Origin of the sequence: Streptomyces yangpuensis, assembly GCF_024666385.1 — a bacterium.
GTDB lineage: Bacteria > Actinomycetota > Actinomycetes > Streptomycetales > Streptomycetaceae > Streptomyces > Streptomyces yangpuensis.
Genome location: NZ_CP102514.1, coordinates 954217 through 967571, shown reverse-complemented (window position 1 = coordinate 967571; position 13355 = coordinate 954217). Strand labels below are relative to the sequence as shown.

The 13355-nt window shown below is 73.5% G+C and carries 11 protein-coding genes; 4 read left to right on the top strand and 7 right to left on the bottom strand.

Features of this window, described 5'->3' with window-relative positions; all coding sequences use genetic code 11:
- Nucleotides 1-48 precede the first annotated feature (48 nt).
- Nucleotides 49-2982: an FAD-binding and (Fe-S)-binding domain-containing protein gene (locus NRK68_RS04470; RefSeq protein ID WP_257857765.1), complete on the bottom strand. Its 2934-nt coding sequence runs from the start codon at nucleotides 2980-2982 to the stop codon at nucleotides 49-51.
- 52 nt (nucleotides 2983-3034) lie between these two features.
- Nucleotides 3035-3487: a MarR family winged helix-turn-helix transcriptional regulator gene (locus tag NRK68_RS04465; protein WP_183068050.1), complete on the bottom strand. Its 453-nt coding sequence runs from the start codon at nucleotides 3485-3487 to the stop codon at nucleotides 3035-3037.
- Between the two features lie 113 nt (nucleotides 3488-3600).
- On the opposite strand from NRK68_RS04465, the gene NRK68_RS04460 reads away from it, so the two are divergent.
- Nucleotides 3601-5463, top strand: coding sequence for an ABC transporter ATP-binding protein (locus NRK68_RS04460; protein ID WP_183068049.1), 1863 nt, complete (start codon nucleotides 3601-3603; stop codon nucleotides 5461-5463).
- A gap of 63 nt (nucleotides 5464-5526) precedes the next feature.
- On the top strand, nucleotides 5527-6372 hold the full coding sequence (gene mltG / locus NRK68_RS04455) for an endolytic transglycosylase MltG (protein ID WP_183068048.1): 846 nt from the start codon (nucleotides 5527-5529) through the stop codon (nucleotides 6370-6372).
- 45 nt (nucleotides 6373-6417) lie between these two features.
- Here the strand turns inward: mltG and NRK68_RS04450 are convergent, their stop codons facing one another.
- From NRK68_RS04450 to NRK68_RS04430, 5 genes are all read right to left on the bottom strand, one after another.
- Nucleotides 6418-7527 (bottom strand): FAD-dependent oxidoreductase, encoded by a 1110-nt coding sequence (locus NRK68_RS04450; protein WP_257857764.1) that lies wholly within the window; start codon nucleotides 7525-7527, stop codon nucleotides 6418-6420.
- Between the two features lie 52 nt (nucleotides 7528-7579).
- Nucleotides 7580-8953, bottom strand: coding sequence for a cytochrome P450 (locus tag NRK68_RS04445; protein ID WP_183068047.1), 1374 nt, complete (start codon nucleotides 8951-8953; stop codon nucleotides 7580-7582).
- 167 nt (nucleotides 8954-9120) lie between these two features.
- Nucleotides 9121-9819: an HAD family hydrolase gene (locus NRK68_RS04440; RefSeq protein ID WP_257855025.1), complete on the bottom strand. Its 699-nt coding sequence runs from the start codon at nucleotides 9817-9819 to the stop codon at nucleotides 9121-9123.
- Between the two features lie 45 nt (nucleotides 9820-9864).
- On the bottom strand, nucleotides 9865-10344 hold the full coding sequence (locus NRK68_RS04435; RefSeq protein ID WP_030963557.1) for an Lrp/AsnC family transcriptional regulator: 480 nt from the start codon (nucleotides 10342-10344) through the stop codon (nucleotides 9865-9867).
- A gap of 25 nt (nucleotides 10345-10369) precedes the next feature.
- Complete coding sequence (locus tag NRK68_RS04430; protein ID WP_257855022.1) at nucleotides 10370-11146, bottom strand: YoaK family protein; 777 nt, start codon at nucleotides 11144-11146, stop codon at nucleotides 10370-10372.
- Between the two features lie 51 nt (nucleotides 11147-11197).
- Here NRK68_RS04430 and NRK68_RS04425 point away from each other — a divergent pair, with 51 nt between their 5' ends.
- Together NRK68_RS04425 and NRK68_RS04420 are read left to right on the top strand one after the other, a co-directional pair.
- Complete coding sequence (locus NRK68_RS04425; RefSeq protein WP_183068044.1) at nucleotides 11198-11791, top strand: histidine phosphatase family protein; 594 nt, start codon at nucleotides 11198-11200, stop codon at nucleotides 11789-11791.
- Between the two features lie 51 nt (nucleotides 11792-11842).
- Entirely contained in the window at nucleotides 11843-13351 is a 1509-nt protein-coding gene (locus NRK68_RS04420; RefSeq protein WP_257855019.1) for an APC family permease, read from the top strand.
- Nucleotides 13352-13355: the final 4 nt, after the last annotated feature.

Here is a 13355-nt window from a genome sequence, read left to right as displayed (position 1 = left end):
GCGGCGGCCCGCACGATGCCTGGTCACGGGGGGAGCGCGCACCGGCGCTCACGGGCGGGTGGCGCGCTCCAGTTCGATCAGGGCCGAGTGGTAGCTCCGGCCGGTGGCCCGCTCCATGCCCACCTCGCACATCCGGTTCGACGACAGGTGTGCGTCGAAGGTCCGCGCGGTCACCTCCGCGGCCTCCCTGGCCGTCGCGGCGGCCGTCAGTTGCGGGTGCAGCAGGCCCCGGTCGCCGGCGAACGCGCAGCAGCCCGCGTCGTCCGGGACCACCACCTCGTCGGCGCAGGCCTCGGCCACCGCCCGCAGCTGTGGTTCGTGGCCCAGGTGACGCGTGGAGCAGGTGGGGTGGAGGACGGCCGAGCCCACCGTGCGCCGGACCTGCAGGTACGGCAGCAGCTCCTCCGCGGCCCACACGACCGAGTCGACGATCCGCAGCTCCTCGTGCAGCGACCGGTTGTCCGGCGTCAGGTACGGGACCACCTCACGGGCGATGCCCAGGGTGCAGGACGAGGCGTCGACGACCAGCGGCAGGCGCCCGCCGGCCGTCCAGCCCCAGGCCGCCTCGACGATCCGGTTGGCCATCACCCGGTTGCCCTCCTCGTAGCCCTTGGAGTGCCAGATCGTCGCGCAGCAGGTGCCCCTCACGTCGCGGGGGATCCAGACCGGTTTCCCGGCCCGTTCCGACACGGCCACCAGGGCCTGCGGCAGTGGCGGACCGGGCCTGTCGGCCGGCCCGCCGAAGATCCGGTTGACGCAGGCCGGGTAGTAGACGGCCTCGGCGCCAGGCCGCCGGGTCGCGGGCGGTTTCCCGGCGGCGCCGGGGATCTGCGGCAGCCACCGCGGTACCAGGTCCGGTCGTACGGCCCTGCGCGCGGCCCCGGTGGCCGCTTCCAGCACGCGGTTCCGGACCCGGTCGGGGACCCGGCCGGCGGCGGCGAGGGCCGCCCGGGCGGCGGTCTCGACGGCGCCGAAGTGCCGTGCGGCCAGCGCGGCGGCAGCCTCCTCGCGCCCGCTGTGCCGCCGGTGGCGGAAGTCCCGCATCAGCGCCCCGGTGTCGATCCCCACCGGGCAGGCGAGCCGGCAGGTCGAATCGCCCGCGCAGGTGTCCACCGCGTCGTAGCCGTAGGCGCCGAGCAGCCCGTCCAGCAGCGGCGAGCCGGGCTGCTGGCGGACCGTTTCGCGGCGCAGCACGATGCGCTGGCGCGGAGTGGTCGTCAGGTCCGCGCTCGGGCAGGCCGGTTCGCAGAACCCGCACTCGATGCAGGGATCGGCCTCCGCCTCCACCCGGGGAATGGTCTTCAGGCCGCGCAGGTGTGCTCGCGGGTCGCGGTCGAGGAGGATCCGCGGGGCGAGCACCCCGTCCGGGTCGACGAGCCGCTTGGTGCGCCACATCAGGCCAGCGGCCCCGGGGCCCCACTCCAGTTCCAGGAAGGGGGCCATGTTGCGGCCGGTCGAGTGCTCGGCCTTCAGGGAGCCGTCGAAGCGTTCCACGGTGAGCCGGCAGAAGGCCTCCATGAAGGCGCCGTACCGCTCGACGTCGGCGGGGTCGGCGGCGTCGAAGGCGAGCAGGAAGTGCAGGTTGCCGTGGGCGGCGTGACCGGCGACGGCGGCGTCGAAGCCGTGCTCCGCCTGGAGTTCGAGGAGGGCCGCGCAGGCCTCGGCCAGCCGGGACGGCGGCACCGCGAAGTCCTCGGTGATCAGGGTGGTGCCGCGGGCGCGGGCGCCGCCGACGGCGGTGACGAAGGCCTTGCGGGCCTTCCAGTAGCCGCTGATGGTCCCCGGGTCGCCGGTGAACCGGTTGGTGACCGACGGCACCGGGGCGACCAGGTCGAGGCCTTCGAGGGCCGCCGCCGCGCGGCGTGCGCACGCGTCCCGGCCGGCCGCGTCCGGAGCCCGGAACTCCACGAGCAGGGCCGTGGTCGTCCGGGGCAGCCCGGCCCAGTCGGCGGGCACCCCCTCGACGCCGACCGAGGCCCGCAGGGTGTTCCCGTCCATCAGCTCGACGGCGAGGGCGCCCGCCTCGTTGAAGCGGGGCACGGCCGCGGCCGCGGCGGGCAGTGTGGGGAAGAAGAGCAGTGCGGTGCACAGCTCGCGGTCGAGGGGGAGGGTGTCGAGGACGACCTCGGAGATGAAGCCGAGGGTGCCCTCCGAACCGACCATGAGCCCCCGCAGGATCTCGACGGGGGTGTTGCCGTCCAGGTAGGCGTCGAGCCGGTAGCCGGTGGTGTTCTTGATCTCGTACTTGGCGCGGATCCGCGCGGTCAGCGCGGGATCCGCCTCGATCTCCCGCTTGATCGCCATCAGCCCGCGGCAGAGGGCCGGTTCGGCGCGCGCCAGTTCCTCGTCGGCCAGCGGGTCCGCGGTGTCCACGACGGTGCCGCCGGGCAGGACGAAGGTGAGGGAGGACAGGGTGCGGTAGGAGTTCCTCGTGGTGCCCGCCGTCATGCCGGACGCGTTGTTGGCGACGACACCCCCGACGGTGCAGGCGATCGCGCTGGCCGGGTCGGGGCCGAGGACCCGGCCGTGGCGGGCCAGTGCGGCGTTCGCCCGCAGCACGGTGGTGCCGGGCCGGATGCGGGCCCGCCGGCCCTCCTCCAGCACCTCGACGCCCGCCCAGTGCCGGCGTACGTCGACCAGGATGTCCTCTCCCTGGGCCTGCCCGTTGAGCGAGGTCCCGGCGGCGCGGAAGACGACCTCCCGCTGCCGGCCGCGGGCGTAGGAGAGCACCGCGGAGATGTCGTCGATGTCCTCGGCGATCACCACGACCTGCGGCACGAAGCGGTAGGGGGAGGCGTCGGAGGCGTAGCGGACCAGGTCGGACACCTTCCACAGCACCTTCTCGGCGCCCAGCAGCTCCGTCAGCTCGCCACGGAGCGGCTCCGGCGTGCCCGCCGCCCGGTGCGGGGGGACCCGGTCGGGGGAGGGGCCGCCGAGGTCGCGCGGGTGCAGGGCCCCCGGCTCCGGTTCCAGCAGCGGCATGTGCGGCGGCATGTGCGACCCCTCGCCTCGGCGCGGCCCTCGAGTGGCCCATTCAGCAGGTGCGCTCCGCCGGGGCGTCCGACAGGGCGTTCAGCAGACCGCCGAGCACCTCGCGCTGGTCGGCGGTCAACGGAGCCAGGATCTCCTCTGCGGCGTCGGTCCGCGCGTTGCGCAGACGGCGCAGCGTGGCGCGGCCGGTGTCGGTGAGCTCGATCCTGATGACGCGGCGGTTCGCCGGGTCGGGCACGCGCCGTACGCACCCGGCCGCCTCCAGACCGTCGACCAGGGTGGTCACCGCGCGGGGGACGACCTCCAGCCGGGCGGCGAGGTCCGCCATCCGGGGCGGCTGCTCGCCCTCGTAATGCGAGACGAGGCGCAGCAGCCGACTCTGGGCGGGAGTGATCCCGAGCGGCTCCATGTGGCGCTTCTGGATCCGGTGGAGCCTGCGCGTCAGACGCAGGAGCTGTTCGGCGAGGAGGCGATCGGTGTCGGAGGCGGAGCTCATGCGGGAACGATATCAGGACCCCGTTCATTGTGAGCATAGGTAACAATGACCTATGCTCCTATGGTGCCGGCTCCGTCGGAGCCTCCTGTCCCCCGACCCCCGAGAGGGCGCCCATGCCACACGACGAACCGAAGTGGACCCCATCGAAAGACCCCCTCGATCCGACCCGGCCCGCCCCGGCGGAGCAGCCCCGGGAGCTGCGCCGGATCGTCGCGCTGTTCCGGCCCTACCGCGGCCGGCTGGCTGTCGTCGGCCTGCTCGTCTGCGCCTCCTCGCTGGTCGGCGTCGCTTCGCCGTTCCTGCTCAAGGAGATCCTCGACGTCGCGATCCCGCAGGGCCGCACCGGACTGCTGAGCCTGCTCGCGCTCGGCATGATCCTCACCGCCGTCGTCACCAGCGTCTTCGGCGTACTGCAGACCCTGATATCCACCACCGTGGGCCAGCGCGTCATGCACGACCTGCGCACCGCCGTCTACGCGCAGCTCCAGCGGATGCCGCTGGCCTTCTTCACCCGGACCCGCACCGGAGAGGTGCAGTCCCGCATCGCCAACGACATCGGCGGCATGCAGGCCACCGTCACCTCGACCGCGACCTCGCTCGTCTCCAACCTGACGGCCGTCATCGCCACCGTGGTCGCCATGCTCGCGCTCGACTGGCGGCTCACCCTGGTCTCGCTGCTCCTGCTGCCCGTCTTCGTGTGGATCAGCCGGCGGGTCGGGCACGAGCGCAAGAAGATCACGACGAAGCGCCAGAAGCAGATGGCCGCCATGGCCGCGACGGTCACCGAGTCGCTCTCGGTCAGCGGCATCCTGCTCGGCCGCACCATGGGCCGTTCCGAGTCCCTCACCGCCGCCTTCTCCGCCGAGTCCGAGAAGCTCGTCGACCTCGAGGTGCGCTCCAGCATGGCCGGGCGCTGGCGCATGTCCACCATCGGCATCGTCATGGCCGCCATGCCCGCGCTGATCTACTGGGCCGCCGGCGTCGCCCTCCAGACCGGCGCCCCCTCCCTCTCCGTCGGTACCCTCGTCGCCTTCGTCACCCTCCAGCAGGGACTCTTCCGGCCCGCCGTGAGCCTGCTGTCGACCGGTGTGCAGATCCAGACCTCGCTCGCGCTGTTCGCCCGCATCTTCGAGTACCTCGACCTGCCGGTGGACATCACGGAGCGCGCCGACCCGGTCCGCCTGGACCGCGCCAAGGGCGAGGTCGCCCTGGAGGACGTGCACTTCACCTACGACTCGGAGAACGGCCCGACCCTCACGGGGATCGACATCACCGTCCCGGCCGGCGGCTCGCTCGCCGTGGTCGGCCCGACGGGCTCCGGGAAGAGCACCCTCAGCTACCTCGTGCCCCGGCTCTACGACGTCACCGGCGGACGGGTCGCCATCGACGGCGTGGACGTGCGCGACCTCGACTTCGACTCGCTGGCCCGCTCCATCGGAGTGGTCTCCCAGGAGACCTACCTCTTCCACGCCTCCGTCGCGGACAACCTGCGCTTCGCCAAGCCGGACGCCACCGACGAGGAGATCACCGAGGCGGCCCGCGCCGCCCAGATCCACGACCACATCGCGTCCCTGCCCGACGGCTACGACACCCTGGTCGGCGAGCGCGGCTACCGCTTCTCCGGGGGCGAGAAGCAGCGGCTCGCCATCGCCCGCACCATCCTGAGGGACCCTCCGGTGCTCATCCTCGACGAGGCCACCAGTGCCCTCGACACCCGTACGGAGCATGCCGTCCAGCAGGCCATCGACCGCCTGTCCGCGGGGCGCACCACCATCACCATCGCGCACCGGCTGTCGACCGTGCGCGACGCCGACCAGATCGTGGTCCTCGACGGGGGGCGCATAGCCGAGCGCGGCACCCATGAGGAGCTCCTGAAGGCGGACGGCCGGTACGCGGCCCTGGTCCGCCGGGACCGGGACGCCGCGCTCGCCCCCGAGCCGCCGGAGGACGCACAGCTGGCTCCGGTGAATGTGTGACCGTATGACCGGCGCACGGGTCGGATGACGGAAAAAGGATGGTATGCGGGTTAGCGTTCCGGCATGAGTCATGCGTACCGGCCGCCCCTGCGCCGATCCCGGCTCACCCGCCGGGGCCGACTGGCCCTCTTCCTCGGCATACTGATCGCGACCGGCGCGGTGGTCCTGGTCCCGGTCCTGCGGGGTGGGTACGGGCCGGAGCAGCCGCGCCGCCTGACGATCCCCGAGGGCTGGCGCGCCTCGCAGGTGTACGCCGCGGTGGACCGCGAACTGAAGCTCCCTCCGGGATCCGCGAAGGCGGCGGCGCTCGCCGTGGCCCCGGCACTGCCCGCAGAGGCCAAGGGGAACCCTGAGGGGTACCTCTTCCCGGCGACCTACCCGGTGACTTCGAAGACGACCCCGGCCACGCTGCTCGCCCACATGGTGCGCACGGCCCACGAGAAGCTCGCCACCAAGGCGGTGGCCGACGGCGGCAGGTCCCACGGGATGACCCCGTACCAGACGGCGACGATGGCCAGCGTGATCGAAGCGGAGGCCGAGAACCGCGCCGACATGGGCAAGGTCGCCCGGGTGGTGCACAACCGGCTGGCGAAGTCGATGCCGCTCCAGATGGACTCCACCATCAACTACGCGCTCAACCGCAGCACCGTCGACACCACGCTGAGCGACACCCGGATCGACAGCCCCTTCAACACGTACGAACGCCAGGGCCTCCCGCCCACCCCGATCGACAATCCGGGCCTGGAGGCGATGGCGGCTGCCGTCGCACCGACACCGGGCAACTGGCTGTACTTCGTCACCGTCAAGCCGGGGGACACCCGCTTCTCGGCGACGTACGAGGAGCACAAGAAGCACGTGGCGGAGTTCAACAAGCACCGCGCCGCCCACGCGGGCCCGCGCGCGGGCTGACGTCGCCCGGCCACAGGTCCGCCCGCAAGCAGGGCCGCCCGCCGGTCAGAGCACCGGCGTGGCGGTCCGGTCGCGGGACAGCAGCCGGCGGATCTCGCGGACCGCCGCCCCTCCCGCGCGGTTGGCGCCGATGGTCGATGCCGACGGGCCGTAGCCGACCAGGTGGATCCGCTCGTCCCGTACCGCCCGGGTCCCCTCGACGCGGATGCCGCCGCCCGGCTCGCGCAGGCGCAGCGGCGCCAGGTGGTCGACGGCCGCGCGGAATCCGGTGGCCCACAGGATGACGTCCGCGTCCACCCGGCTGCCGTCGGCCCAGGCGGCGCCGGCGGGGGTGATCCGGTCGAACACGGGCAGGCGGTTCAGGACGCCCGAGGCCAGACCGGCCCGGACGGCCTCGTTCAGCGGGAGGCCCGTCACGCTGACCACGCTCTGCGGCGGGAGCCCCCGGCGTACCCGCTCGTCCACCAGGGCCACCGCCGCCCGCCCCTCGGCCTCGCCGAAGCCCCCGTCGCGGAAGACCGGGGGCCGCCGCGTCACCCATGTGGTGCGCGCCGCCACCTCGGAGATCTCCAGCAGGTGCTGGACCGCCGACGTGCCGCCGCCCACGACGATCACCCGCAGGCCGGCGAACTCCTGCGGTCCCGGGTAGTTCGCGGTGTGCAGCTGCCGGCCGCGGAACGTCTCCTGCCCCGGGTAGCGCGGCCAGAAGGGGCGGTCCCAGGTCCCGGTGGCATTGATCAGGGCCCGTGCCGACCAGACACCGGCCGTGGTCTCCACACGCAGCCGACCGCCGTCCCCCTCGCGTACGGCCGCCACGTCCACCGGGCGCCGTACCCGCAGGCCGAAGCGGTCCTCGTAGGCGGCGAAGTACTCCCCGATCACCTCCGACGAGGGCCGCAGCGGGTCGGCGCCGGTCAGCTCCATGCCGGGCAGGGCGTGCATGCCGTGGACCCTGCCGTAGGTGAGCGAGGGCCAGCGGAACTGCCAGGCGCCGCCCGGGCGCGGCGCGTGGTCGAGGACCACGTGGTCGAGCCCCGCCCGCGCCAGGTGGTACGCGCTGGACAGGCCCGCCTGCCCGGCCCCGACGACCACCACGTCCACGGCTCCGTCGCTGTCCCGGTCCGTGCCCGCGTACCCGCCGCCCGTGCTCCGCATCAGATCGTTCACGGTTCTACCAACTCGCGGAGGCCGCGGGATCTTCCCGCCGTTACGCCCCCCGGGCTCCGGCGGGCGCGCGCAGTGTGGCCAGGACCGGCCGGTCGGGCTGAAGGGTGAGCCCGGGGAAGACCCCGGCCCGCTCGCTCCCACTGTCCAGATGGAACCGCTGCCCCAGGACGGCCAGTACGAGCGCGGCCTCCACCAGCGCGAACCGCGCGCCCAGGCAGGCCCGCGGGCCGCCGCCGAAGGGGAACCAGGCGTGCTCGGGCACCCGGTGCGGGGCGTCGTCGTCCCACCGCTCGGGGCGGAAGGCCTCCGGCTCCGGGAACCACCGCCGGTCGCGGTGCACCGACCAGGGGCTGGTCCACACCGACGTCCCCGCCGGCACGGGGCGCCCGCCGAGGGTCGCGCCCTCGGTGGCCACCGCCGAGATCAGCCAGATCGGCGGATAGATCCGCAGCGTCTCCTTGACCACCTGCCGGGTCCACGGCAGCCGTGCGTAGTCGTCGTACGTCGGCAGGCGTCCGCCGAGCACCCGGTCCAGCTCCTCCGTCAGCCGGGCCCGCGCCTCCGGCGCCCCCGACAGCAGCTGCCAGGCCCAGGTCAGGGTGGTCGAGGTGGTCTCGTGCCCGCCGATGTACAGGGTGATCGATTCGTCCCGCAGCTCCTTGCGGGACAGCGGGCCGCCGTGTTCGTCGCGCGCCGCGAGCAGCCGGCTCAGCAGGTCGTCCCGCTCCGCGCCGGCCGCCGACGCCGCCTCGTGCTCCCGTATGACGTGCTCGATCTCCCGGTCGAGGACCGCCACCGCCTCCCGCATGCGGCGCCGGCCGGGGGTGCGCACCCACGGCGGCAGGAACAGCGTCAGCCCGCGGAACTCCGCGCCGAGTTCGCGCTGCGCCGTGGCCATCGCCGCGCTGATGGGCGCCTCCCGGCCCGCGGCGTCGCTGCCGAACAGCGTGCGCACGGCGATCCGCTGGGTCAGGCCGGCCATCTCCCGGTGCACGTCGATCCGCGCGCCCTCGTGCCAGCCGCGGGCCAGCGCGTCCGCGCACTCCACCATGGTCGCGGCGTACGAGCGGACCTGGCGCGGCCGCACGGCGGGCTGGACCAGGGCCCGTTTGCGCCGCCAGTCGTCCCCGGTGGCCACGACCACCCCGTCGCCGAGCAACTGGTGGAAGGCCCAGCCCAGTTCCGTCGGCCTGAAGGTGGATTCGACGGCACCGAGCAGTTCACCGGCGTGCTCGGGCAGGGAGACGAGGATGTTGCGCTTCGGGCCGAGGGACCAGGGCACCCAGTCCCCGTGGCCGTCGCGCAGGGATTCGAAGAAGGCCAGCGGATCACGGGCGAAGGCGGGCAGGTTGCCGAGCAGGGGCCACGGGCGCGGGCCGCCGCCGCGGGTGCCCGGGTGCAGGGTCGCGGTCACGCAGGCATGGTGACAGCCGGGCCCGCAGGGCACCAGAGCCCGTCCCGGACCCGCCCGCCCGTCCCGGGGCCACCGGAGCCCGGACCCGCCCGTCCCGGGCCCACGGGAGCCCGGACCCGCCCGCCTGGGACCCGCCTCTCCCGGGACAGGACCGTTCCGGTGGTCCGTCAGACGGTCCCGCGCGCGGCCCGCGACGCCGCGCGTGCGCTCAGCCACGCGTACGCGGCGTCCGCGCTGAACTCCGGCTGCCCGCCCCGGAAGAGGAGCCCGGCGGACGCGAAGGCCGGGTCGTCCGCGATGTCCGCCGCGTACGGCACCACCACGCAGCCCATGCCCGCGGCGTGCGCGGCCCGCGCCCCCGGCGCCGCGTCCTCCACGACCACGCAGTCGGCCGGCTCGGCGCCCAGCCGGCGGGCCGCCTCCAGGAACACGTCCGGGGCGGGCTTGCCCCGCGCGACCTCCTCGGCGGACACCACCGTGGTCAGCGACGCGTCCAGCCCGGTGCCCGCCAGCACGGCGTCGATCGCCTCGCGGGAGGAACCGGAGGCCACGGCCATCGGCACCCCCTCGGCGTACAGCCGCTCGACGAGCCCCCGCATCTGCGGGAAGACCTCGGTCCGGGTGCGCGCGAGTTCGAGGTAGGCGGCGTTCTGCTCGGCGAGCAGCTGCTCGACGGGGGCCGGGATCCCGTAGCGGTCCTTGAGGATCTCCAGGGTCTCCAGCGTGCCGATGCCGATGAAGCGCGAGTGCTGTTCCCACGTGAAATCGGGGACGCCGTGCCGCTCCAGTGTGCGGCGCCCGGACTCGTAGTAGTTCGGCTCGCTGTCCACGAGAGTGCCGTCGAGATCGAATATGACGGAAATCATCCGCTGTGCCCGTCCTGCCTGTCGCGTCCCGTTCCGATGATCCTGTCAGGTTTTGCGGGCATTGCGGCCCACGGATTCGACCAGCGGCAACAGCCGGTGCGGGACCCGCTCGCGCAGGGCCACCTCCGTCCGGGTGCGGACCACGCCCGGGAGCCGGATCAGCCGCTGGATCACGTCCTCCAGGTGCTCGTTGTCCCGGGCCGCCACCCGCGTCAGCAGGTCCCCGCCACCCGTGATGGAGAAGGCCTCGATGATCTCCGGTACGGCGGCCAGGGCGTCGCCCACGTCGTCCAGATGGCCCTGGGTGACCTCGATGTGCACGAAGGCCAGCACCGGATGGCCCAGCGCGGCGGGGGAGAGCACCGGCCCGGTCCCGGTGATCACACCCGTGCGCTCCAGCCGGTCCAGCCGGGCCTGGAGGGTGCCGCGCGCGACCCCGAGGATCCGGGCGTACTCACGGACGCTGGTGCGCGGCTGCTCGATCAGCAGGCGCAGGATTCTGGTGTCGAGCTCGTCCACCGCCATGCCCGGACTTTACCAACGGCATAGTTCACGGCGATCGATCCCGGCCGCCCGCCGGCCCGGTGTGCAGCGGGGGCTGCCCCCGGTACACCAGGCCCACGACCAGCACCGCGGCGGCGGGCGGCAGCAGGAGCCAGCCCACCGGGCACCCGGCCCGGATCAGCAGGGCCCCGGCGAACCCGCCGGCGAACATGGCGAGGATCGACAGGCCGCGCAGCCGCCAGCCGGCCGTCCGGTACCCGTAGACGGCGACACGCCCCATGGCGGAGCCGCCGAGGAAGGCCGTCATCGACCGGGTGACCAGTGTCGTCGGCACACCGGGCACGTTCGCCCGCATGATCGTGGTGTTGCGCAGGCCCATCGCCAGCGCCAGAACCGCCGTCACCGCCAGGTGCCGCGGCGTCGGTGCCCCGTACTGCGGCGCCAGCCCCCACGCCGCGGCCGCGGCGGCCAGGAGCAGCCCGGCCTCGACGAGGAGGCCCATGATGAACCAGCGCCGGCCCCGGGCCTCCGACACGGCCTCCAGATGAGAGCCGCAGACCACCCCGAGGACGAACGCGGCCAGCGAGATCCCGGCGGGGAGCGTCGGCAGGTTGCCCGCCTGCGCCGCGCCGAAGGCCAGGAACAGCACGTTCCCGGTCTGCATCGCCGTGAAGGCGGGCCCGAGCGCGAGCAGGCTGACCGCCTCGATCACCCCGGTCACCGCGGTCAGCGCGACCATCAGCGCCGGCATGTGCGGCGGGAGCAGCGCACCGGCCGTCCGCGCGGCCCTCCGGTCCTCGTCCATGACGCCCGACAGTGACACGCCCGCCGGATCCTCCCGCGCCGACATGCCGGAAGGCATAGGGTCCCAAGGGTGAGCGACCTGTTGCTGGTGAGGCACGGCGAGACCGCCTGGAGCGCCGACGGACGGCACACCGGGCGCACCGACATCCCGCTGACCGCGCGCGGGGTCGAGGAGGCCATCTCCCTGGCCCCCTACTTCCGGGGCCGGCGGCCCGCCCTGGTGCTGACCAGCCCGCTGCGCCGGGCCGTGGCCACCGCCGAGCTGGCCGGGCTCCCGGGCGCCGGCACCGACTCCGACCTGTACGAGTGGGACTACGGCGGCTACGAGGGCATCACCACCGCGGAGATCCACAAGGCCACGCCCGACTGGTCCCTGTGGACCCACGGCGTCCCGCCCGGCGACGCCGAGCACCCCGGCGAGAGCTCCGCCCAGGTGGGCGTACGCGCGGACCGGGTCCTGGCCCGGGTGGCCCCCGTGCTCCGCGCGGACGACGGCGACGTGGTGCTCGTCGCCCACGGCCACTTCCTGCGCGTCCTGACCGCCCGCTACCTGCGCCTGGAGCCCGAGCACGGACGGCTCTTCCTGCTGCGCACGGGCACCGTCAGCACCCTCTCGACGGAACACGGCCTCCCGGTGATCGCGGGCTGGAACACCCGCCCCTGAGACGGGCGCTCTCGCCTCGCGCGCCGGGGCCGCCTGCGTGAACATGCGTACATGAGCCATGAAGGTGCGGGTGACGGCGCCGGGACGCCCACCCGGGAAGCGGGGCTCAAGCCCAACGCGATCGGGTTCCTCGACGCGCTCGTCATCGGCCTGAACTCGACCTCGCCCGCCTACTCCCTGGCCGCCGTCCTCGGGCCGATCGTGGCCCTGGTAGGGATCTACGCGCCCGGCGTCATCCTGGCCTCCTTCGTGCCGATGCTGATGATCGCCGCCGCCTTCTACTACCTGAACAAGGTGGACCAGGACTGCGGGACGACGTTCTCCTGGGTGACCCGGGCCATGGGCCCGTGGGCGGGCTGGCTCGGCGGCTGGGCGATCGCCATGACCGGCGTGCTCGTCATCGGCTCGCTCGCCGACGTCGCCGTCAACTTCGGACTGCTCGCCTTCGGACTGGACGACTGGGCCGCGAACGCCTGGATCCGGCAGGGCCTGACCGTCGCCGTGATCCTGGCCATGACCGCGATCTGTGTCATCGGCACCGAGCTGTCGGCCCACCTCCAGGACATCCTCATCCTCGCCCAGGTCTTCTTCCTCCTCACGTTCGCGGTGGTCGCCCTCTACCGCATCTACGCCGGCACCAGCAGCCTGGAGGAGATCGAGCCGAGCATCGGCTGGCTCAACCCCTTCGGCGCCGGCGGCGCCGCCCTCACCGGCGGACTGCTGCTCGGCGTGTTCATGTACTGGGGCTGGGAGTCCGCGGTCAACCTCACCGAGGAGGTCGAGAACTCCGCGACGGCGCCCGGCAAGGCCGGCATCTGGTCGACGGTCATCCTCCTGGTCACCTACCTGTCGGTGTGCATCGCGGTCGTCGGCTACGCGGGCACCGTCTTCCTCGCCGAGAACGCCGCCGAGGAGGAGGCCATCTTCGCCGTGCTCGCCCACGAGGTCATGGGCGGCTGGGACTGGGTGGTGCTCCTCGCCGTCTGCACCTCCGCGCTCGCCTCGACGCAGACCACGATCATCCCCGCCTCGCGGACCGCCCTGTCCATGGCCCGCCGGCACGCCCTGCCCCCACACCTCGCCCACATCCACCCGAGGTTCAGGACCCCGGACGTGAGCACCTGGTGGGTGGCCGGCATCGCCATCGGCTGGTACCTGATCGTCAACCAGATCAGCGAGAACGCCCTCCTGGACTCGCTCACCGCGCTGTCCCTGCTCATCGCCTTCTACTACGCGCTCACCGGCCTGGCCTGCGCCGTCTACTACCGGCGCCACCTGCTGGAGAGCCCCCACAACCTGCTGCTCATCGGGATCGGCCCGGTGATCGGCGCCGGCCTGCTGATCTGGCTCCTGGTGGAGTCGATCGGCGACATGTCCGACCCGGCGAACTCGGCCAGCGGAGTCTCCTGGTTCGGCCTCGGCCCGCCGCTCGTCATCGGGCTCGCCATCGCCGTCGTCGGCGTGCTCGTCATGCTGTTCTGGCGGGTACGGGACGGCCGGTTCTGGCAGGAGCGGCGAGGAGTCGTCGACCCCGCCCTCGTCCACACCAGGAAGCGATAGGCGG